At 70.1% G+C, this 19,571-nt stretch carries 18 protein-coding genes; 5 read left to right on the top strand and 13 right to left on the bottom strand.

Annotation, left to right across the window (positions count from 1 at the left end; all coding sequences use genetic code 11):
- Complete coding sequence (locus tag ESP57_RS16160) at window positions 1–1,524, top strand: aspartate ammonia-lyase (protein ID WP_129232271.1); 1,524 nt, start codon at window positions 1–3, stop codon at window positions 1,522–1,524.
- A gap of 10 nt (window positions 1,525–1,534) precedes the next feature.
- Here ESP57_RS16160 and ESP57_RS16155 read toward each other — a convergent pair whose 3' ends face one another.
- The 3 genes from ESP57_RS16155 to ESP57_RS16145 all read right to left on the bottom strand — a co-directional run bounded on the left by ESP57_RS16155 (window position 1,535) and on the right by ESP57_RS16145 (window position 4,174).
- A complete protein-coding gene (locus ESP57_RS16155) occupies window positions 1,535–2,410 on the bottom strand; it encodes a fumarylacetoacetate hydrolase family protein (protein WP_207904573.1) in 876 nt (291 codons plus the stop codon).
- A gap of 125 nt (window positions 2,411–2,535) precedes the next feature.
- Window positions 2,536–3,294, bottom strand: coding sequence for an SDR family NAD(P)-dependent oxidoreductase (locus tag ESP57_RS16150; protein WP_115962460.1), 759 nt, complete (start codon window positions 3,292–3,294; stop codon window positions 2,536–2,538).
- 31 nt (window positions 3,295–3,325) lie between these two features.
- The gene (locus ESP57_RS16145) at window positions 3,326–4,174 is read right to left on the bottom strand and encodes a fumarylacetoacetate hydrolase family protein (protein ID WP_129232270.1); all 849 of its coding nucleotides are present in this window, start codon (window positions 4,172–4,174) and stop codon (window positions 3,326–3,328) included.
- Between the two features lie 128 nt (window positions 4,175–4,302).
- Here ESP57_RS16145 and ESP57_RS16140 point away from each other — a divergent pair, with 128 nt between their 5' ends.
- Both ESP57_RS16140 and ESP57_RS16135 read left to right on the top strand, forming a co-directional pair.
- Window positions 4,303–5,601, top strand: a complete 1,299-nt coding sequence (locus tag ESP57_RS16140) for an L-fuconate dehydratase (RefSeq protein ID WP_129232269.1) — start codon at window positions 4,303–4,305, stop codon at window positions 5,599–5,601.
- Complete coding sequence (locus tag ESP57_RS16135; protein ID WP_129232268.1) at window positions 5,598–6,581, top strand: aldo/keto reductase; 984 nt, start codon at window positions 5,598–5,600, stop codon at window positions 6,579–6,581. The genes ESP57_RS16140 and ESP57_RS16135 overlap by 4 nt, the downstream gene beginning before the upstream one ends.
- 27 nt (window positions 6,582–6,608) lie before the next feature.
- On the opposite strand, the gene ESP57_RS16130 is transcribed toward ESP57_RS16135, so the two are convergent.
- From ESP57_RS16130 to ESP57_RS16085, 10 genes are all read right to left on the bottom strand, one after another.
- Complete coding sequence (locus tag ESP57_RS16130) at window positions 6,609–7,379, bottom strand: GntR family transcriptional regulator (RefSeq protein WP_056013808.1); 771 nt, start codon at window positions 7,377–7,379, stop codon at window positions 6,609–6,611.
- Entirely contained in the window at window positions 7,376–8,248 is an 873-nt protein-coding gene (locus ESP57_RS16125) for an amidohydrolase family protein (RefSeq protein ID WP_129232267.1), read from the bottom strand. The genes ESP57_RS16130 and ESP57_RS16125 overlap by 4 nt, the downstream gene beginning before the upstream one ends.
- Entirely contained in the window at window positions 8,245–8,586 is a 342-nt protein-coding gene (locus ESP57_RS16120) for an L-rhamnose mutarotase (protein ID WP_056013796.1), read from the bottom strand. The genes ESP57_RS16125 and ESP57_RS16120 overlap by 4 nt, the downstream gene beginning before the upstream one ends.
- Window positions 8,586–10,121, bottom strand: coding sequence for a sugar ABC transporter ATP-binding protein (locus ESP57_RS16115; RefSeq protein WP_129232266.1), 1,536 nt, complete (start codon window positions 10,119–10,121; stop codon window positions 8,586–8,588). Before ESP57_RS16115 ends, ESP57_RS16120 begins: the two co-directional genes overlap by 1 nt.
- The gene (locus tag ESP57_RS16110) at window positions 10,118–11,155 is read right to left on the bottom strand and encodes an ABC transporter permease (RefSeq protein ID WP_129232265.1); all 1,038 of its coding nucleotides are present in this window, start codon (window positions 11,153–11,155) and stop codon (window positions 10,118–10,120) included. Before ESP57_RS16110 ends, ESP57_RS16115 begins: the two co-directional genes overlap by 4 nt.
- Complete coding sequence (locus ESP57_RS16105; protein ID WP_115962478.1) at window positions 11,152–12,225, bottom strand: ABC transporter permease; 1,074 nt, start codon at window positions 12,223–12,225, stop codon at window positions 11,152–11,154. The genes ESP57_RS16110 and ESP57_RS16105 overlap by 4 nt, the downstream gene beginning before the upstream one ends.
- The gene (locus tag ESP57_RS16100; RefSeq protein WP_129232264.1) at window positions 12,222–13,310 is read right to left on the bottom strand and encodes a mandelate racemase/muconate lactonizing enzyme family protein; all 1,089 of its coding nucleotides are present in this window, start codon (window positions 13,308–13,310) and stop codon (window positions 12,222–12,224) included. The genes ESP57_RS16105 and ESP57_RS16100 overlap by 4 nt, the downstream gene beginning before the upstream one ends.
- A gap of 20 nt (window positions 13,311–13,330) precedes the next feature.
- Window positions 13,331–14,392: a sugar ABC transporter substrate-binding protein gene (locus ESP57_RS16095; RefSeq protein WP_129232263.1), complete on the bottom strand. Its 1,062-nt coding sequence runs from the start codon at window positions 14,390–14,392 to the stop codon at window positions 13,331–13,333.
- Window positions 14,393–14,545: 153 nt separating this feature from the next.
- Entirely contained in the window at window positions 14,546–15,217 is a 672-nt protein-coding gene (locus ESP57_RS16090; RefSeq protein WP_056013777.1) for a FadR/GntR family transcriptional regulator, read from the bottom strand.
- A gap of 33 nt (window positions 15,218–15,250) precedes the next feature.
- Window positions 15,251–16,867: a DNA-3-methyladenine glycosylase 2 family protein gene (locus tag ESP57_RS16085; RefSeq protein WP_129232262.1), complete on the bottom strand. Its 1,617-nt coding sequence runs from the start codon at window positions 16,865–16,867 to the stop codon at window positions 15,251–15,253.
- A 75-nt stretch (window positions 16,868–16,942) separates the two neighbouring features.
- Between ESP57_RS16085 and ESP57_RS16080 the strand changes: the two genes are divergently transcribed.
- Window positions 16,943–18,370, top strand: coding sequence for an FAD-binding oxidoreductase (locus ESP57_RS16080; RefSeq protein ID WP_129232261.1), 1,428 nt, complete (start codon window positions 16,943–16,945; stop codon window positions 18,368–18,370).
- A gap of 9 nt (window positions 18,371–18,379) precedes the next feature.
- On the top strand, window positions 18,380–19,549 hold the full coding sequence (locus tag ESP57_RS16075; protein WP_129232260.1) for a PrsW family intramembrane metalloprotease: 1,170 nt from the start codon (window positions 18,380–18,382) through the stop codon (window positions 19,547–19,549).
- The last annotated feature ends 22 nt before the right edge of the window (window positions 19,550–19,571 follow it).

The raw sequence follows: 19,571 nt of genomic DNA, 5'->3' as shown, positions 1-19,571 counted from the left end.
ATGCACGAGCCCCAGCCCACCGGCGATCAGTCCACCGACGACACGTACATCGACCCGACGCTCGCCGGAAACGGCACTCACCCGCCCACCCGCACCGAGACCGACTCCCTCGGCTCGGTGGAGGTTCCCGCGGAGGCATACTGGGGCGTGCACACGATGCGGGCGCTCGAGAACTTCCCGATCTCCAAGCGCCCGATCTCCGTCTACCCCGATCTCGTCGTCGCGCTGGCCTCGGTCAAGCAGGCCGCGGCGCGCGCCAACCGCGAGGTCGGCGTGCTCACCGACCAGAAGGCCGCGTGGATCGACGACGCCTGCCAGCGCATCATCGACGGCGAGCTCCACGACCAGTTCGTGGTCGGCGTGATCCAGGGCGGCGCGGGCACCTCGACGAACATGAACGCGAACGAGGTCATCGCGAACCTCGCGCTCGAGATCGCCGGCTACCCCAAGGGTCGCTACGACGTGCTGCACCCGATCGACGACGTCAACCGGAGCCAGTCGACGAACGATACGTATCCCACCGCGGTCAAGCTCGCGATGACGTTCTCGCTCACGACGATGATGCGCGAGCTCGACCTGCTGCGCGTCTCGTTCGGCCGCAAGGGCCAGGAGTTCCACGAGGTGCTGAAGGTGGGTCGCACCCAGCTCCAGGACGCCGTGCCCATGACGCTCGGCCAGGAGTTCCACAGCTTCTCGACGACGCTCGGCGAAGACCACGAGCGCCTGAACGAGACCATCAAGCTCCTCTCCGAGGTGAACCTCGGCGCGACCGCGATCGGCACCGGCATCACGGCCGACCCCGGGTACGCGGCGGCCGCCGTGCGGCACCTCAGCGCGATCACCGGGCTCCGACTCGTGTCGGCACCCGACCTCATCGAGGCGACGAGCGACACGGGCGTCTTCATGACGTTCTCGAGCGCCCTCAAGCGCAGCGCGATCAAGCTCTCGAAGATCTGCAACGACCTGCGCCTGCTCTCTTCCGGGCCGCAGGCCGGCTTCGGCGAGATCAACCTCCCGCCGCGACAGGCGGGCTCGAGCATCATGCCCGGCAAGGTCAACCCGGTCATCCCCGAGGCGGTCAGCCAGGTCGCCTACGCCGTGGCCGGAGCGGACGTCACCGTCATGATGGCGGCCGAGAGCGGCCAGTTGCAGCTGAACGCCTTCGAGCCGGTGATCGCCCACTCGCTCCTGCAGTCGATCACGTGGATGCGCCAGGCGTGCTGGACCCTGCGCGTCAACTGCGTCGACGGCATCACCGCGAACGTCGAGCGACTCGAGGCCATGGTCGCCTCGAGCGTCGGCGTCATCACGGCGCTCATCCCGTTCATCGGCTACACCGAGGCATCCAACCTCGCCAAGCTCGCGCTGAAGACGGGCCGGCCCGTCGCCGACCTCGTGGTCGAGGCCGGACTCATGAGTCGCGAGGCCGTGATGGCGCAGCTGCAGCCCTCGAAGCTCTCGGGCATCCGCCCGATCACGATGGCCATTCCGCTCATCGACCTGCAGGGCGAACCGAGCGAGTAACCCGGGCGGGTCAGATGACCCGGCAGTGCGTGGTGAGCGAGCCGATGCCCTCGACGCTGACGGTGACGGTCGAGCCGTCGCGGAGGAACACCGGGGGCTTCCGCGAATACCCGGCGCCGCCGGGGCTGCCGGTCGAGATGAGCGTGCCCGGGGGGATCGTGGCCGAACGCGAGAGCAGCGAGATGATCTCGGCGACGCTGCGCACCATCTCGTTCGTCGAGGCGTCCTGCATGATGCTGCCGTCGAGGTTCGTGGTGAGCCAGAGGTTCTGCGGGTCGGGGATCTCGTCGGCCGTGACGACCACGGGGCCCGTCGGGGTGAAGCCGTCGAACGACTTGCAGCGCGACCACTGGGCTTCGCTGAACTGGATGTCACGTGCCGTGATGTCGTTGACGACGGTGTAGCCCCAGACGTAGTCGAGCGCGTCGCGCACGTGCACGCCGCGGGCGGGGCGACCGACGATGACGCCGAGCTCGGCCTCGTAGTCGACCTGGGTCGTGAGGTCCTCGGGCCACGTCGTCGTCGCGCCGTGCGCCGTGAGCGAGTTCGGCCAGAGCGAGAAGATCGTCATCGCCGTCTCGGAGCGCAGTTTCAGCTCGGAGGCGTGCGCCGCGTAGTTCGCGCCGATCGCGATGACCTGTGCGGGCCGGAGCACCGCGGAGGAGTGCCGGAGCGCGGCCACCGGCGTGAGCTCGGCCTCGAGCATGACGGCCGTGTCGACCACCTCGCGCACCTCGGCGAGCCCCTCGGGGCCGCGTTCGATGAGATCCTGCAGGTCGCGGGGCGGCTGCTCCATGAACTCGTCGAGGAAGAGCGCCGAGTCCGCGATCACCGCCGCGAGCCGAGGGGTCGTCTGGCCTTCGGCTCTCAGGTGCGCGAACTTCACCTGTTCAGGCTATCGGGCGCGACGACGATCCGGCTGTGCACGTTGTACAACGAACACAGCCGGATGCACCATCACGTCGACAAACGGCAGCGGATGCCGGGTCGGCAGCGGCAGCGGATGCCGCGTCAGCTCGCCGCGGGTCGGAGCCGCAGCTCCTGCATGCCGCCGTCGACCGCGAGCTCGACGCCGGTCGTCGACCCCGATGCCGGGCTCGCGAGGTAGGCGACCGCGCCGGCGACCTCGTCGGCCGAGACCAGGCGTCCGTGCGGCTGGCGCGCTTCGAGTGCCGCGCGCTCGGCGGCAGGGTCGGCTGCCGATGCCAGCAGCCGGCCGATCCATGGGGTGTCGGCGGTGCCGGGGTTCACGGCGTTGACCCGGATGCCCTCGCGCAGGTGGTCGGCGGCCATGGCGCGGGTGAGCGAGGCGACGGCGCCCTTGCTCGCGCTGTAGAGCGCGCGCTCGGGGAGGCCGGCGGTCGCCGCGATCGAGGCGGTGTTGACGATCGCGGCCGCGGGGGAGTCGCGGAGGTGCGGCAGTGCGGCGCGCGCGACCCGCATCATGCCGAGCACGTTGATGTCGAAGACCCGGTGCCACTCCTCGTCGGAGTTCGCCTCGATCGTGCCCTGTGCGCCGATGCCGGCGTTGTTCACGACGATGTCGATGCGCCCGAGCTCGCTCGCGACCCGCTCGACGCCGGCGCGCACGCTCGCGTCGTCGGCCACGTCGACGGCGATGGCGAGATCGGCGTGCGCCGCGGCATCCGGCTGCAGGTCGAAGACCGCCACACGGGCGCCGCCCTGCTGCAGGCGGTCGGCGATCGCGGCGCCGATTCCCGACGCACCGCCGGTGACGATCGCGACCAGGCCGCTGAATTCGTTGCTCATGGGAGTGTCCTTCCGGGTCGTGCTGGTCGGGTCAGGCGGAGATGTACTGCTGGCGCTGGGCGCCGAGGCCCTCGATGTCGAGTTCGACGACGTCGCCGGCGGAGAGGTAGGGGAAGCGACCGGACAGGGCGACGCCCTCGGGCGTGCCGGTGAGCACGAGGTCGCCCGGCTCGAGGACGAGGTACTGGCTGAGCGTCCACACGATCGTGTCGATGTCGAAGATGAGGTCGGCGGTGCGCGAGTCCTGGCGGGCCTCGCCGTTCACGAAGCTGCGGAGGCGCACGTCGTCGGCGTTCAGCTCGTCGTCCGTGGCGAGCCAGGGGCCGGTCGGGCAGAAGCCGGGCGCGCTCTTGCCCTTCGACCACTGACCGCCGGAGACGGCGATCTGCCAGTCGCGCTCCGAGAGGTCGTTGGCCATCACGAAGCCGGCGATGTGGGCGCGGGCCTCGGCAGGGGAGTCGAGGTAGCTCGCTCGGCGACCGATGACGATGCCGAGTTCGACCTCCCAGTCGGTCTTCTCGCTGCCGCGCGGGATGGCCACGTCGTCGTACGGGCCGACGATCGTGTTCGGGGCCTTCATGAACATGACGATCTGCTTCGGCGGCTCCGAACCCGACTCCGCGGCGTGCGCCGCGTAGTTCATGCCGACGCAATAGACGGCCGACGGGCGGGCGATCGGGGCGCCCGTGCGGAGGGCTGCGGCGTCGGCGACCTCGGGCAGTTCGCCGGCGGCGACCGCGGCGCGAGCGCGCTCGACGCCGTCGCCGCTCAGGAACGCTCCGTCGATGTCCGCGGTGATCGATCGCAGGTCGAGGGAACGGTCGCCGTCGATGACGACGGGGATCTCGGTGCCGACGTTGCCGAGGCGGGCGAATCTCATGCTGTGCTCTTTCTGGTGGCTGATCGTTCCGACGAATTCGCGGGTACATCGCCGATTCTGGCACATGTTCCCGAGATTGACACCCTATACATCCGATGTTTAGGATCGAACTGTCACGAAAGGACACCATGACCGCAATCGTCGCCGTCGATACCCACGACATCAGGTTCCCGACCTCGCTCGCCCTCGACGGGTCGGACGCGATGAACCCCGATCCCGACTACTCGGCGGCCTACCTGGTGATCCGAACCGACGCCGAAGACGGCCTCGAGGGGCACGCGTTCGTCTTCACGATCGGACGGGGCAACGACGTGGAGGTCGCTGCGCTCGACACCCTCCGCGGGCACCTCATCGGCCGCGACGTCGAGGACCTGCTCGCCGACATGGGCGCGGCATCGCGCCTGCTGCTGCACGATTCGCAGTTGCGCTGGCTCGGCCCCGAGAAGGGCGTCATGCACATGGCCATCGGCGCCGTCGTGAACGCGCTGTGGGACCTCCGTGCGAAGCGTGCCGGCCAGCCGCTGTGGCTCCACCTCGCGAGCCTGAGCCCCGAAGAGCTCGTCTCCCTCGTCGACTTCCGCTACCTGAGCGACGCGATCACCCCCGGCGAGGCGCTCGAGATCCTCCGTGCCGCCGAGCCCGGCCGTGCCGAGCGCATCGCGCGGCTGCAGGAGACCGGATACCCCGCCTACACGACGAGCCCGGGGTGGCTCGGCTACTCCGACGAGAAGCTCGAGCGCCTCTGCCGGGAGGCGGTCGCCGACGGCTTCCCGCAGATCAAGCTGAAGGTCGGCGCCGACCTCGACGACGACATCCGCCGCCTCGCCATCGCGCGCAAGACGGTCGGCCCCGACTTCCCGATCGCGATCGACGCGAACCAGCGCTGGGACGTCGCCGACGCGATCGCCTGGGTGAACGCGCTCGCGCAGTTCGACCTCGCCTGGATCGAGGAGCCGACGAGTCCCGACGACGTCCTCGGCCACGCCGCGATCGCCCGCGGCGTCGCACCGATCCGGGTTGCGACGGGCGAGCACGTGCAGAACCGCGTCATCTTCAAGCAGCTGCTCCAGGCCGGCGGCATGGACGTGATGCAGATCGACGCGACCCGCGTCGGCGGCGTGAACGAGAACATCGCGAACCTGCTGCTCGCGGCGAAGTTCGGCGTCCCCGTCTGCCCGCACGCCGGCGGCGTCGGACTCTGCGAGGCCGTGCAGCACCTCTCGATGTTCGACTACGTGGCCGTCTCCGGCACGATGGAGGGTCGCATGGTCGAGTACGTCGACCACCTCCACGAGCACTTCGTCACCCCGACGGTCGTGGAGCGCGGTCGGTACCGCGCCCCGAGCGCACCCGGTGCCGGCACCGAGATGTTCCCGGCCTCGATCGCGGAGTTCGCGTGGAGCGCGCCGCAGATGGTCGCGCGATGAGCGGCTCGACGCCGGCTCCGATCGACCTCGGCCCGCTGAGCTTCGGGTGCGCCTCGATCGGCAACCTCTATCGCGAGATCGACGACGAGCGCGCGCAGCTCGCCCTCGAGGCGGCGTGGGACGGCGGCATCCGCACCTTCGACACCGCGCCGCACTACGGGCTCGGCCTCTCGGAGCGGCGCCTCGGCTCGTTCCTCCGGCAGAAGCCGCGCGACGAGTTCGTCGTCTCGACGAAGGTCGGCCGGCTGCTGGCGCCGAATCCCGACTTCGACGGCGGACGCGACCTGGACCACGGCTTCGACGTACCCGACGACCAGGTGCGGGTGTACGACCCCAGCCTGTCCGGGATCCGGCGCAGCCTCGAGGCATCCCTCGAGCGCATGGGCCTCGACCACGTCGACGTGCTGTACCTGCACGACCCCGACGCCTACGACCTCGAGCGGGGCCTCGCCGAGGGCCTGCCGGCACTGGCGACCCTGCGCGACGAGGGCCTCGTGCGAGAGATCGGCGTGGGCGTGAACGACGCGGATGTCGCGGCGCGCGCCGTGCGCGAGGGCGACCTCGACCTCGTGATGATCGCCGGCCGGTACACGCTGCTTGAGCAGCCGGCGCTCGCCGAGCTGTTCCCGGCATGCCAGGAGCGCGATGTGCGCGTCGTCGATGCCGCGGTGTTCAACTCGGGCCTGCTCGCGACCTCTTCCCCGAACAGCGATGCGACCTACAACTACGGCGCCGTGCCCCGCGACGTGCTGGAGCGCGCTCAGACCCTCGCGGCGACGTGCGCGGAGTTCGGCGTCGAGCTTCCGGCGGCGGCGCTGCAGTTCCCGTTGCGGAACCCGCTCGTGGCCACCGTCGTCGTCGGCACCTCCCGCCCCGATGCGGTGCGGGAGAACGTCGGGCACATGTCGGCGGCCATCCCAGACGAGCTCTGGACGGCGCTCGAGGAACGGGGCCTCATCCCGGCCGATGGCCGGCGCTGAGTGGAGAACGGATCGCGAATGGGCCGATCAGCCGAGCGATGCGATCATCTCGACGACGGGGAGGAAGCGAACGCGTGAGAACTCGATGTGCTCGCGCATGAGCTGCGACGCCCCGTCGGCATCTCCGACGATGATGGCCTCGGCGATGGCGGCGTGATTGTCGATCGTGCGCGAGACCTGGCCCGAGCGGTCGTACTCCTCGAGCACCGCGTTCAGGCGCCGGTGGTCGGCGTCTCCGTCGGCGTCGGTGGAATGCGACGCGAGATAGAGCCGCAGGAAGTGCAGGTGGAAGTGCGTGCGTTCGAACGACTGGGCGATCAGGTCGTTGCCGGCGGACTTCGCGATGAGCGCGTGGAAGCGCGCATCGTGATCGGTCAGCGCACGGAACGCATCGGGGCCGGCCTCACGTGCGCCGGTGGTCGCGCGTCCGGCCGCGAGTTCCGCGCGGAGGGCCGCAGTCGTCTCGGGACTGATCGACGCCGACGCCTGTGCGGCGGTCCACTGCTCGATGAGCACGCGGAACTGCGTCAGCTCGACGAACTCGCGGACGGTCAGCAATGGCGTCGTCGAGTAGCCGCGAAGCGGCACCTTCACCACGAGTCCGTCGGACTCGAGCCGGGCCAGCGCCTCCCTGACCGGCGTCGGGGAGACCCCGAGCTCGGCCGAGAGCGAATCGATGTTCACGCGACTGCCGGGCGCGATGCGGTGCTCGAGGACGAGATCCCGGATCACTCCGTACGTCTCGTCGGACAGCACTGAGCGAGCGATGCGCGCCCCCTCGGGAAACGTCGTGCTCATTCGTGCCCCAATGTCGTCGAACGGTAGAAACGGAGAGCGGTGCCGCGATCGAGCTGTTCCCGTTCCGACCCGGTCGCGCCCGTCACACGGTGCACCCGGTCGATCCAGTCCGCGAACGTTCCGCCTGCACCAAGGTACCGGCTCACGGGCCAGTCGCTGCCGAGCATCGCCCGCGACGCACCGAATGCGGTGACGGCGTGTTCGATGAAGGCGTCGGCGTTCGCCTCGAACGCCTCGGTTCCGGATGCCTCGGCCGACAGTCCCGAGACCTTGACGGTCGTGGCGGGACGGGCCGCGAGCCGGGTGATGCCCTGCGCCCAGGCCCGACCTGCCTCGGTGGCGATGCCGGCGTCGACGGGCGGCTTGCCCAGGTGGTCGAGCACGACGTCGAGCTCCGGCACCTGGTCGAGGAGATCGATCAAGTCGGTGAGCTGGGAGTGGGTGATGCAGGCGTCGAAGGTGAGGCCCCGCGCCGCGAGCAGTCGAAGGCCCTCGAGCAGCACGGGATCCGAGAACACCGCAGGCGACTCGCCCTGGAGCAGGTGACGGATGCCGACCACGCCGCCGAGCGCATCGAGGGCGTCGAGATGGGCCTCCAGCGCGTCGGGGTCGAGGAGATCGGCAGCCGCGACGATCGCGATGAGCTCTGGCCATTCGTCGCCGAGGCCCGCGATCCATCGTGCTTCGGCGAGCCCCTGCTCGGGGGCGCATCCCGCCTGGATGAAGACCGCCCCGGTCACCTGCCCGTCGGCGCGATCCAGGTCGGCCGGCAGGCGCGGTCGATCGAGCGCCTCGAAGTCGGCGAGCCACGGATAGCTCAGTCGCGTCGTGTCCCACACATGCGCGTGCGCGTCGACGATGCCCGTCATGCTCGGTGCTCGTCGTTCCGCTGGCGGCGGAGGTCCCAGACCTCTTCGATCGGGCTGAATCCGACGTCGCCGTCGGCGTCGCGGAACAGCTCGACGAACTCGCCGATGCGCTGCTGCCAGGCGACGTTCGCCGGATCCGAGTCGAGCGCCAGCATCGCGGCATCGAAGTCGTCGCATTCGACGACGTGGAAGAGCCGGTCGCCGGAACGCCAGATGGTCCAGTCGTGGATGCCGAGCCGGGCGAAGGATCCCTCGAGGTCGGCGGGGATCTTCGCGTGCTCCGTCCGATACCCGTCGATGGCTCCCGGCCGGATGATGGAGTGGAGTGCGACTCGCATCAGCCCTCCACCACGTCGATGCGCTCCTCGTGGATGAGGCGGATCACCGACTTGCTCATCTCATCGTACTCATGGGAGTTCAGGACGCTTCCGGTGACCTCGAAGTCCTGCATGACGACGATCCGGTCGACCAGGGTCACCATCTCGGCGAGGTCGCTGGAGATGACGAGCACGGCCTTGCCCTGCTCGGCGAGCGCCCAGATCAGCTGGTAGAACGCACCCTTCGTGCGGACGTCGATTCCCACGGTCGGCTCATCGATGATGAGGATGTCGGTGTTGGCCGCGAGCCACTTGCCGAGCGAGACCTTCTGCTGGTTGCCGCCGGAAAGCTGGCCCACGAGCTGATCGCGGTTCGACACCTTGACGTCGAGCGAGGCGATGTACTCGTCGGCGGTCGCGCGAGCGGCGCGCTCGCGCACGAACCCGAACGCGTTCGACAGGCGCTTCAGCACCGTGACCGTCAGGTTGCGGGCGACGGTCTGGTCGAGGAAGAGGCCCTCGGCCTTCCGGTCCTCGGTCACGTACCCGATGCCGTAGCGGCCGAGCGCATCGCCCACCGAGCGGATCTGCGCGGCGCTGCCGTTGACCAGCACCTCGCCCTCGGTGATGCGGTCGAGCCCGAGGATCGCCTTGGCCAGCTCGGAGCGCCCGGCGCCGACGAGTCCGTAGATGCCGACGATCTGGCCAGGGTGCACCGCGAACGACACGTCGCGGTGTCCGCTGAACGTCGAGACGTCGCGCAGTTCGAGCGCCGGCGTGCCGCGCTCGGACGGAGAACGGTCGGGCACCTCGAGCTTGGCGAGGGTACGTCCCACGAGCAGGTCGACGATCGTGTCCTTGGAGTAGTTCGAGAGCGGTTCCGACTCGGCCACCGAACGTCCGTCGCGGAAGACGGTGACGGTGTCGCAGTGCGCGAACACCTCTTCGAGCTTGTGGCTGACGAACAGGATCGCGCGTCCCTGCGCGGAGAGGCGGTGCACGACGTCGAACAGCAGCTTCGACTCGGTCTCGCTGATCGACGCGGTCGGCTCGTCGAGCAGGAGCACCGCGCTGTCGGTGTAGAGCCCGCGGGCGATCTCGACCAACTGGGTCTGCGCCGGCGAGAGCAGGCTCGTGGGCGTCGCCGGGTCGATCGGGAAGTCGAGCAGGTCGAGCACGCGCTTGGCGCCCTCCCTGACCTCGCGCCACTGCACGCGTCCGCCCTTCACGGGGGTGTTGCCGAGCACGATGTTCTCGGCGACCGTGAAGTCGGTGATGACGTTGCGCTCCTGGTGCACCACGCCGATGCCGGCACGGGTCGCCTCGTGCGCCGAGCGGAACGAGCGCGCCTCGCCGTTGACGATGAGCTCGCCGGAGTCCTGCGGCTGGATGCCGGTGATGATCTTGATGAGCGTGGACTTGCCCGCGCCGTTCTCGCCGAGGAGTGCGTGCACCTCGCCCGGCTTCAGGCGGAGGTTGACCTCGTCGAGCGCCCGGACTCCGGGGAACGTCTTGGTGATGCCGCGCACTTCGAGCGCGTAGGCCGTGTCGGTCATGCCGGTGCTCCTGGGTCGATGGCTCGCGCTGCCGCGGTCGGCGGTGCATCGGGCGGTGGGCGGCGGCTGCGCTGACGGGTGGCTGGGCGCCGGGTCCGAACGCGGTCGAGTGCCACGGTGCCGAGCACGACGGCGCCGATGACGAAGTTCACCCAGCTGGGCTCCAGCTGGAACTGCGCGCGTGCGCTGTCGACCAGTCGCACGATGGTCGCTGCGAGCACGGTGCCCAGCACGGCGACGGTGCCGCCGGTCAGCGAGACGCCACCGATGATCGGCGCGGCGAAGCTCGACAGCAGCCAGTCCTCGCCGATGCTCTTGTTGGCACCCGGCAGCGAGGCGAGCACGAGGAACGCGGCGACGCCGCACAGGAGCCCGGAGAGGCCGTGGGCAGTGACGAGGCTCCTGTTGTTCGAGATTCCGGAGAGGGTCGCAGCGAGCGGGTTGCCGCCGCTCGCGAGCATGTTGCGGGCGAAGAGCGTCTGCCGGTACGCGACGGAGAGGAGGATGGCGATGCCCACGGCGATCCAGAAGATGAGCGGGATGCCGAGGGGCCGCGCCGTGCCGATCGCCGCGATCTCGGGCCAGTTGGCCGAGGTGATCGTGCGGGTGCCGACGATCGCGTACTGGGCGCCCGAGAGGATCGTCATGGTCGCGAGGGTGACGATGAAGCCGTTGATCTGCGTGAGCACCACGATGAGGCCGTTGAGCACGCCGGCGGCGAGGCCGATGAGGATCGCGATGATCCCGCCGAGCCACGGGGGCACGCCGAAGTCGGCGATGAGCACGGCGGCGGAGCAGGCCGCGAACCCGCCGATCGCGCCGACGGCGAGGTTCATCTGGTTGACCGCGAGCGCTGCCATCTGCGCCAGGCCGATGACGATCGGGATCGCGAGGAATTGGAAGAACGTCTCGATCGAGATCGGGGAGAGGAACCCGCCGCTCGAGCTGATCGTCAGGACGATGACGCCCGCGACGATCACCGCGGCGAGGATCGTGTTCTGGTCGCGGGCCAGTCGTGCGAGACGCGCGCTCATGACACCACCGCCTCTTCTTTGGACTTCGCGGGCGACTGCTGTCGCGACGCTCGCAGACGGGATCGGGCTCCTGCGACCGAACGGATGCGGTCGGCGGAGAGGGCGATCAGGAGGATGGTGCCGAGCAGGATGTTGAGTCCTTCGATGCCGACACCGAAGAGCAGGAGGCCCTGGCGGATCACGACGGTGATCGTGATGCCGAGGAAGGTGCCGATGACGGAGACGTAGCCGCCGGCGAGCAGGGTGCCGCCGAGGATCGGTCCGAGGAAGGACTGCAGCATGAATTCCTGGCCGATGCCGGGGGTGAACGAGCCGGTGCTCGCTCCGAGCATGAACCCGGCGAGTGCGGCCAGCATGCCCGAGAGCGTGTGCACGGTGATGATGCGTCGCGGAACGGGGATCGCCGAGAGCAGCGCGGCGCGATCGCTCGAACCGGTCAGCAAGATCTCGCGGCCGATGCGCGCTTTGGAGAAGAGCAGGCCGATCACGATCATCGCCGCGACGGCGACGAAGAGGATGAGCGGGACGCCGTCGGGACCGCAGGTGTCGCCGATGCAGAGGTCGGAGAGCTTGGAGCGCCCGAGTTCCGCGAGCCCGGGCGTCTGCACGGTGATCGCGTTGCCGGTGCTGACCCACGAGTAGACGGCGGGAACGAGGCCCAGCAGGGCGAAGCTCATCGCGAGCGTCACGACGAACGAGTTGACCCCGGCGTAGGCGATCAGCACGCCGCAGAGTGCGCCGACGGCGCCGCCGACCACGAGGCCGACGGCGATGCCGACGATCAGCGGCACGTCGAAGGCCTGGAAGACGATCGCGGAGCCCATTGCCCCGATCGCGGCCATTCCGCCGACGGCCAGGTTCATCTGCCCGACGGAGAGCACGACCATCTGGGCGAGGCCGACGACGGTGAAGATGGCGATGCTCGTGAGCATCGGGCCGATCACGAATGCGGGGGAGAAGAACATCGGCTTGAGGCTGCCGATGAGGACCACGAGCACGATGATGAGGAGCAGGAGCCCCACGCGGTTGTCGCTGAGCACGCTGGTCAGCCGGTTGGATCTGCTCGTCATGCGACTCGCCTCCGATCGATCTCGTCGGCGTCCCAGTCGATGCCGAGGCCCGGCGTCGAGGGGGCGACGGCGGAGCCGTCCTCGATGACGAGCTCGGTCTTGGTGATGCCGCGGAGCTGCGGGATGTGCTCGACGTAGGCGCCGTTCGGCACCGCGGCGACGAGGCTCACGTGCAGCTCCATGAGGAAGTGCGGGCAGACGGCGACGTTGTACGCCTCTGCGAGGTGTGCGACCTTGAGCCAGGGGGTGATGCCGCCGACACGGGCGACGTCGACCTGGACGATGCCGGCGGCATCGCGGTGCAGGTAGTCGCGGAACTGGGCGATCGAGTACATCGATTCGCCGACCGCGATCGGGATGCTCGTGGACGAGGCGAGGCGGGCGTGGCCGCTCACATCATCGGCGGGCAGGGGCTCCTCGAACCAGTAGAGGTCGGCGTCCTCGAACGCCGCCGCGCGCCGGATGGCCTCGGCGGAGGTCATCGACTGGTTGGCGTCGACCATGATGTGCAGGTCGGCGCCGACGGCCTCGCGCACTGCGAGCAGGCGATCGCGGTCTTCGCGGATCGAGCGCTTGCCGACCTTGAGCTTGACGCCGCGCAGGCCCTTCGCCTGCGATGCGAGTGCACCGGCCACGAGGTCGTCGGTGGGCAGGTGGAGCCAGCCGCCCTCGGTGTCGTAGAGGGGGACGCGCTGGCGGTAGCCGCCGGCCACCTGCCAGAGCGGCTCGCCGGCACGGCGGGAGCGCAGGTCCCAGAGGGCGGTGTCGACCGCCGCGAGGGCGAGGGACGTGATGGCGCCGACGGTGGTGGCACGGGTCGAACGGAACAGTTCCGTCCAGATGCCTTCGACGTTCCTGCTGTCGAGGCCGGGGAGGAGGGGCACCAGGTGGTCGCGCAGCATGGAGAGTACTGCGCGACCACCGGTTCCGATCGTGTAGGAGTAACCGACACCCGTGAGCCCGTCGGCAGTGTCGATCTCGAGGAAGATCGTCTCCTGCTTGATGAAGCTCTGGACGGCGTCGGTGCGCATCGTCTCGACCTCGAGGTCGACGAGTGACGCGCGTGCCGCAGTGATGGTGGTCATGGTGTCGGTTGGCTCCGTGGTTACTTGCAGTCGAGCAGGTCGTTCTTGAACAGGTCCATGATCGTGTCGGACTCGGCGTCCTGCTCGTCGGTGTAGGTCTCGAGGTTGTCGGTCGTGACGACGAACGAACCGGAGTCCACGATCACGCCGGGGTCCTTGACCGTGCAGGCCTTGGTCTGCAGCTGGGCGAGCACCCAGGAGCCGACGAATGCCTGGCCGGTCGGGTTCTGCACGACGGTCGCCGAGACGGAGCCGTCGGCGATGCCGTCGAGGATGACCTCGTCGTCGTCGATCGCGACGACCTTGATGGGCAGGCCCGACTCCTTCACGGCGGAGGCCGACGCGACTGCGGGGTTGTACGCGGTCGAGACGAATCCGTTGATCTCGGAGCCCTTGGCGGCGAGGAGGTCGGCGACGGCCTTCTGCGCCGTGCCGAGGTCGACGTCGATGTCGGTGACGGTGCTGAGGAGCGTGACCGCGCCGCCCGTCTCCTCGACGGCCTTCTCGACGCCGGCGATGCGACGCTGCGTGTTCGAGTCGACGTTGTTGCCCGTCAGGTGCACGAGGTTTCCGGTGCCGCCCATGGCCTCGATGGCTGCGACCGCAGCCTTGTATGCGGCGACCTCGGTGTCGGTCGAGAGGCAGAAGTCGGCCTCGTTCACGTCACCCGCGGGGCACGATGCGATGGAACCGACGGCGAAGCCCTGGTCCTTCAGCATCTTGAAGGTCGTGTTGATGTCGGTCGGCGAGACGCCGAAGATGCCGAAGGCGTTGACGCCCTGGGCTGCGAGCGAGTTCAGGACCTCGTTCTGCTTGGCCTGGTCCCACTCGGCGGTCTCGTTGAAGACGGTCGAGCCGAGGCCGAACTCTTCGGCGGCAGCCTCTCCGGCGGCCTTCCACGGCTGGAAGTAGGGGTGCGAACCGCCGGGGACGAGTGCGACGTTCACCGATGCGAGATCGCCGGCTTCACCGGAGTCTGCGCCGGTGTCGGCCGCCTTGCTGGTACATGCCGCTGTGGTGAGTGCGAGTGCGATTGCCGCGGTAGCGAGCAGCCCGCGAGCGGCCTTGGTGCGAACAGCCATGGTGTTCCTCCACGTTGAGAAATGAAATATCCAATAGGATCATGACCAACGATGGGCGAACATCAGATCATTGTCAAGCTGTCCGCATCACAAGTTCGTCACGGTCGCCGAATCGGCGGGCTGCACCCACGGTGCTGACTTCGAGACGCCGATTCACAACGCCGCACGCAGCCAGTTCTCGACGCCGGCGATGTGGGTCAGCGTCAGCGCGCGCGCCAGCTCGTGATCGTGCTGTTCGAGGGCCGCGAGGATCGCGCCGTGCTCCGCGATGGTCCGCCCCGTCGCATCCTCCTGCGTGATGCCGCGCCAGATTCGCGCGCGCACGGTGTGGCTCGACATCGATTCGAGCAGGCCCGCGAGGTACGAGTTGCCGGCTGCCGAGGCGATGCCGCGATGGAAGTCGAGGTCGTGCGCGACGAGCGTCTCGATGTCGGATGCCGCGTCGACGCTGCCGAGGAGTTCGTGCAGGTGGGCGAGGTCCTCGGGTTCCGCGTTCTGAGCGGCCAGCGCCGAGGTCGCCGGTTCGAGCACCCGGCGCACCGCGAAGATCTCGAGCACCGACTGATCGCTGTGCAGGTCCACCACGAAGCTCATCGCCTCGAGGAGCAGGGTCGGCTCGAGGCTCGTGACGTAGGTTCCGTCGCCTCGACGCACGTCGAGCACCCGGATCACCTCGAGCGCCTTGACGGCCTCGCGGAGCGATGACCGACTGAGTCCGAGTCGTTCGCTCAGCTCCTTCTCGGGCTCGAGCCGATCGCCGGGGCGCAGTTCGCCCGACACGATCATCGCCTTGATCTTCAGGATCGCTTCGTCAGTGACCGCCATGACGGCGATCTTAGCCGACCGTCGACCGAGACATCAGATCTTTCTCGCAGCGGCGCGCCAGAGGTGCATCGAGGCGTAGCTGCGCCACGGCGCCCACCGCGTGCCGAGGGTCGCCAGCTCGCTCGCGGTCGACGGAAGCCCCAGGATCTCGGCGCCGTTGCGCAGCGCGAGATCGCCCGTGAGCAGCACGTCGGGCGCCCGTGTCACGCGCATCGCGACGTAGCCGGCCGTCCAGGGCCCGATGCCGGGAACGGCGAGCAGATCGGCCTGCAGTTCGATGCGCTCGCGCTCGAAGGCGACGACGAGCGACCCCGACGCGAGCCGATTCGCGACGTCGACGATGGTGCGCACGCGAGCCGCCGGCCCCCTGAGCACCTCGTGGCCGTGCTCGGCGATGGTCGAGGCGGACGGGAAGAGCGTCGTCGGCGCCCCGTCGGAGTACGGGGCGACTCGCTCGCCGAGCTCGGCGGCGAGCCGGGCGAGAGCGGTGCGGGCCGCCTTCACCGAGATCTGCTGCCCGATGAGCGCGCGGAACACGAGTTCGTGCGGATCGAGGCATCCGGGAACGCGGATGCCCGGTGTCTCGGCCACGGATGCCGCGAGCGCCGGGTCGCGGGAGAGCGCGGCGTCGATTGCCACGGCGTCGGCGTCGAGGTCGAAGAGCCGCCGCACCCTCGCGACGAGCGGCGGCAGGTCGGCGAGCGTCGCGAGGCGCGCCTCGACCTCGATCGCGGGCGCCGCCGCGTCGCCCGAAGCGGTGAACGCCACGACCGCCGGGCCGCCCGGCAGGCGGAGGGTCCGCTCGTAGTGGTCGTCACCGGCCCGCTCGACGCCGTCGAGGGCGCGAGCCGAGAGCCAGTCGAAGACGCCGGCGGCGTCGAAGGGCGGCCGAGCGGGCAGCTTCAGTCGCACCACCCCGCCGTCGATGGCGGCGTGAGCCGAGTCGGGCGAGCCGGCTGAACCGCCCGCCGTCGACGCCGCGGTCGTGGTCGCACGGACGGCGCCGGCCGAACTCGGCCGCCGCTCGCGCACGCGAGCCGCGGCACGCAGCTCGAGCGGGCTCCGCTCGTAGACCTCACGGATGGTGTCGTTGAACTGCCGGATGCTCCCGAAGCCCGAGGCGAAGGCCACGTCGGCAGCGGGGAGCGCCGTCGAGGTGAGCAGCGCGCGCGCGGTCTGCGCCCGATGCGCCCGAGCGAGGGCGAGCGGTCCGGCGCCGAGTTCTGCCGTGAGCACGCGCGTGAGGTGCCGCGGCGTGTAGCCGAGCCGGGCAGCGAGCCCCGGCACGCCCTCGCGCTCGACGACGCCGTCGGCGATGAGGCGCATGGCGCGTGCGGCGAGGTCGTCGCGGAGGTCCCACTGGGGAGAGCCGGGCACCGCGTCGGGCAGGCAGCGCTTGCAGGCCCGCAGCCCGGCCTCGTGCGCCGCGGCGGCGGTGAGGTAGAAGCTCACGTTCGACGCCTTCGGGGCGACCGCCGGGCAGCTCGGCCGGCAGTAGATGCCCGTCGAGTGCACGCCCGTGATGAACTGCCCGTCGAAACGGGCGTCGCGCGCCTGCATCGCACGGTACCGCTCGGCGAACTCGGGGTCGTCGAGCGGGTCGCCGTGCAGCCGGCGACGGGCGGAGGCGGTGCTGGCGGTGCTCGTCATGCGACCAGCCTGTCATGACCGGCCGACATCGACCAGCGGGAATCGGACATGAGCGCCGAGCCGTATGGTGGTGGGATGCCGCCTGCCGTCGTGACCCTCCTGCGAGACGCCCTCGGTGCCGCCGTCTCGACCGCGTCCGCTGATCTCGACGCGGTTCGCGAGGACCGATCGGGGTGGCGCAGCGCCACCCCGCCGATCGCGGTCGTGCACGCGGCATCCGTCGCCGAGGTGCAGGCGGTCATTCGCATCGCGCACGAGACCTCCACCCCGGTCGTGCCGCGGGGCGCGGGCACGGGCCTGGCAGGCGGGGCCATCGCGAGCCCCGGCGCGATCGTGCTCGATCTCTCGCGCATGAACCGGGTGCTCGAGATCTCCGAGGCCGACGAGCTCGCGGTCGTCGAGCCCGGGGTGCTGAACGGCGACCTCAACGACGGGCTCGCCCCGCTCGGCCTGTGGTTCGCCCCCGACCCGGCGAGCCGTGCCATCTCCTCGATCGGCGGCAACATCGCCACGAACGCCGGCGGGCTCCTCTGCGCGAAGTACGGCGTGACCCGCGAGGCCGTGCTCGGCCTCGCGGTGGTACTCGCCGACGGGCGCCTGCTGCGCACCGGCCACCGCACCGTCAAGGGCGTCACGGGGTACGACCTCACCGCGCTGTTCACGGGCTCGGAGGGCACGCTCGGGGTGATCGTCGAGGCGACCGTGCGGTTGCGGCCGATCACGCCCGGCGAGACGGTCACCGTCGCCGCGGTGCTCCCCGACGTCGAGGCGGCCGCCGCGGCATGCGCTGCCGTCACCGCGGCGCGCCTCCGGCCCGCCGTGCTCGAACTCATCGACGCCGCGGGGCTCGCGCGCGTCGCCGCGTACCTCGGCGCCGACGGCATCGCGGGCACGCCGCTCGAGTCGCTCGGCGCATCCGAGACCTTCCTGCTCGCCCAGTGCGATGGGGCAGGGGCCGCCGACGAGGCCGACGAGATCGCAGGCCTGTTCGCCGCGGCCGGCGGCCGGGTCAGCCTCTCGGCGGATGCCGCGGCCGGCGACCGCCTCCTCGGCATCCGCCGCGCGATGCATCCGGCGCTCGCCGCCTCGGGCCAGGTGCTCATCGAGGACGTCGCCGTGCCGCGTTCGCGCCTGCCCGAGATGTTCCGCGCGATCGAGGAGATCGGCCGGCGCCACGGCATCGAGATCCCGACGATCGCGCACGCCGGCGACGGCAACCTGCACCCGAACTTCGTCTTCACCGGCGACGAGGTGCCCGAGCACGTGTGGGCCGCGGCCGACGACATGTTCCGCACCGCCGTCGCTCTGGGCGGCACGCTCACCGGGGAGCACGGGGTCGGCATCCTGAAGCGGCGCTGGCTCGCCGACGAGCTCGGCGACGACTCGTACGAACTGCAGCGCGGCATCAAGGCGCTCTTCGACCCGCGAGGCATCCTGAACCCGGGTGTCATGTTCGACGAGCGCGTCGCGACCGACGTGTCCGAGGACCCCGCCGCTCGATAGGCTGCCCCGGTGACCTCCGTGGCCCCGCAGTCAGCCCCTGAACCCGCCGTGAACCCGTCGCCGGCGCCGCCGATCTGGACGGCGCCGCCGAAGGCGCGCAGCGGCGGGCTGCTCTTCGCGGTCATCGGGATCGTCGTCGCGGGGTTCGTCGGCCTGCTGGTGCTCGCCTACCTCGCCGTGGGGCTCGGGGTGTCGACGCTCCTCATCGGTTCGCTCCTCGCCCTCGTGCCGCTCGCGCTCGTGCTCCTCGCGGTGCGCTGGGTCGATCGCTGGGAACCCGAGCCGCGTTGGGCCCTGTGGTTCGCCTTCCTCTGGGGTGCTGCCGTGTCGGTGGCGATCGCGCTCGTGGTCGACCTCGGGCTGCAGCTCGCGATGGCCTTCGCCGAACCCGGCGGAGCGACCGACGAGGCGCTGCAGGCGGTCGTGCAGGCGCCGATCGTCGAGGAGGTCGCGAAGGGGCTCGGGGTGCTCCTGATCTTCGCCTTCTCGCGCTCGCACTTCGACGGCCCTGTCGACGGGCTCGTCTACGCCGCGACGGTCGCCGCCGGCTTCGCCTTCACCGAGAACGTGCTCTACTTCGGCGCCGCGCTCGCCGAAGGCGGCGCAGAGACCCTCGGTGCCACCTTCATCGTGCGCGGCCTCTTCTCTCCCTTCGCCCACGTGCTCTTCACGGCGTGCACGGGCCTCGCGATCGGCATCGGCGCCAGGCGCGGCGGGGGAGCCGGCGTCGTCGGATGGTTCCTGCTGGGCCTCCTCGGCGCGATCGCCCTGCACGCCCTCTGGAACGGTTCGCTCACCTTCGCCGACGACGCGATCGGCCTCTACTTCACGGTGCAGGTGCCGATCTTCATCGCCGCGATCGTGCTGACCGTGCTCCTCCGCCGGCAGGAGGTGCGGGTCACCCGCCACCGGCTCGCCGAGTACGGCGCCGCCGGGTGGTTCAGTCCGGCGGAGGTCGAGATGCTCGCCACGCCGGCGGGCCGCCGTCAGGCGAAGGCGTGGGCGAAGTCGCAGACGCCCGCGCGCACCCGCGTCATGCGGAAGCTCGTCACGGATGCCACGCACCTCGCGTTCACCCGCCAGCGCATCGCCACCGGGCTCGCGAACGAACGCACGTTCGCCGACGAGCGGGGCCTGCTCGACGCGATCGTCGTCGATCGCCGGGTGCTGCTGAGCTGAGGCATCCGCTGCCCGGTGGACG

The organism is Agromyces fucosus (assembly GCF_004134865.1).
Classification (GTDB): domain Bacteria; phylum Actinomycetota; class Actinomycetes; order Actinomycetales; family Microbacteriaceae; genus Agromyces; species Agromyces fucosus.
Note: the sequence above shows the minus strand (reverse complement) of the source record. Positions and strands in the feature narration are given on the sequence as shown.

Bases quoted from the DNA above. Each gene is read 5' to 3' on its own strand.
- ESP57_RS16160 (WP_129232271.1), top strand. From the start codon at position 1: ATGCACGAGCCCCAGCCCACCGGCGATCAGTCCACCGACGACACGTAC.
- ESP57_RS16150 (WP_115962460.1), bottom strand. From the start codon at position 3,294: ATGAGCAACGAATTCAGCGGCCTGGTCGCGATCGTCACCGGCGGTGCG.
- ESP57_RS16145 (WP_129232270.1), bottom strand. From the start codon at position 4,174: ATGAGATTCGCCCGCCTCGGCAACGTCGGCACCGAGATCCCCGTCGTC.
- ESP57_RS16140 (WP_129232269.1), top strand. From the start codon at position 4,303: ATGACCGCAATCGTCGCCGTCGATACCCACGACATCAGGTTCCCGACC.
- ESP57_RS16135 (WP_129232268.1), top strand. From the start codon at position 5,598: ATGAGCGGCTCGACGCCGGCTCCGATCGACCTCGGCCCGCTGAGCTTC.
- ESP57_RS16130 (WP_056013808.1), bottom strand. From the start codon at position 7,379: ATGAGCACGACGTTTCCCGAGGGGGCGCGCATCGCTCGCTCAGTGCTG.
- ESP57_RS16125 (WP_129232267.1), bottom strand. From the start codon at position 8,248: ATGACGGGCATCGTCGACGCGCACGCGCATGTGTGGGACACGACGCGA.
- ESP57_RS16120 (WP_056013796.1), bottom strand. From the start codon at position 8,586: ATGCGAGTCGCACTCCACTCCATCATCCGGCCGGGAGCCATCGACGGG.
- ESP57_RS16115 (WP_129232266.1), bottom strand. From the start codon at position 10,121: ATGACCGACACGGCCTACGCGCTCGAAGTGCGCGGCATCACCAAGACG.
- ESP57_RS16110 (WP_129232265.1), bottom strand. From the start codon at position 11,155: ATGAGCGCGCGTCTCGCACGACTGGCCCGCGACCAGAACACGATCCTC.
- ESP57_RS16105 (WP_115962478.1), bottom strand. From the start codon at position 12,225: ATGACGAGCAGATCCAACCGGCTGACCAGCGTGCTCAGCGACAACCGC.
- ESP57_RS16100 (WP_129232264.1), bottom strand. From the start codon at position 13,310: ATGACCACCATCACTGCGGCACGCGCGTCACTCGTCGACCTCGAGGTC.
- ESP57_RS16095 (WP_129232263.1), bottom strand. From the start codon at position 14,392: ATGGCTGTTCGCACCAAGGCCGCTCGCGGGCTGCTCGCTACCGCGGCA.
- ESP57_RS16090 (WP_056013777.1), bottom strand. From the start codon at position 15,217: ATGGCGGTCACTGACGAAGCGATCCTGAAGATCAAGGCGATGATCGTG.
- ESP57_RS16085 (WP_129232262.1), bottom strand. From the start codon at position 16,867: ATGACGAGCACCGCCAGCACCGCCTCCGCCCGTCGCCGGCTGCACGGC.
- ESP57_RS16080 (WP_129232261.1), top strand. From the start codon at position 16,943: ATGCCGCCTGCCGTCGTGACCCTCCTGCGAGACGCCCTCGGTGCCGCC.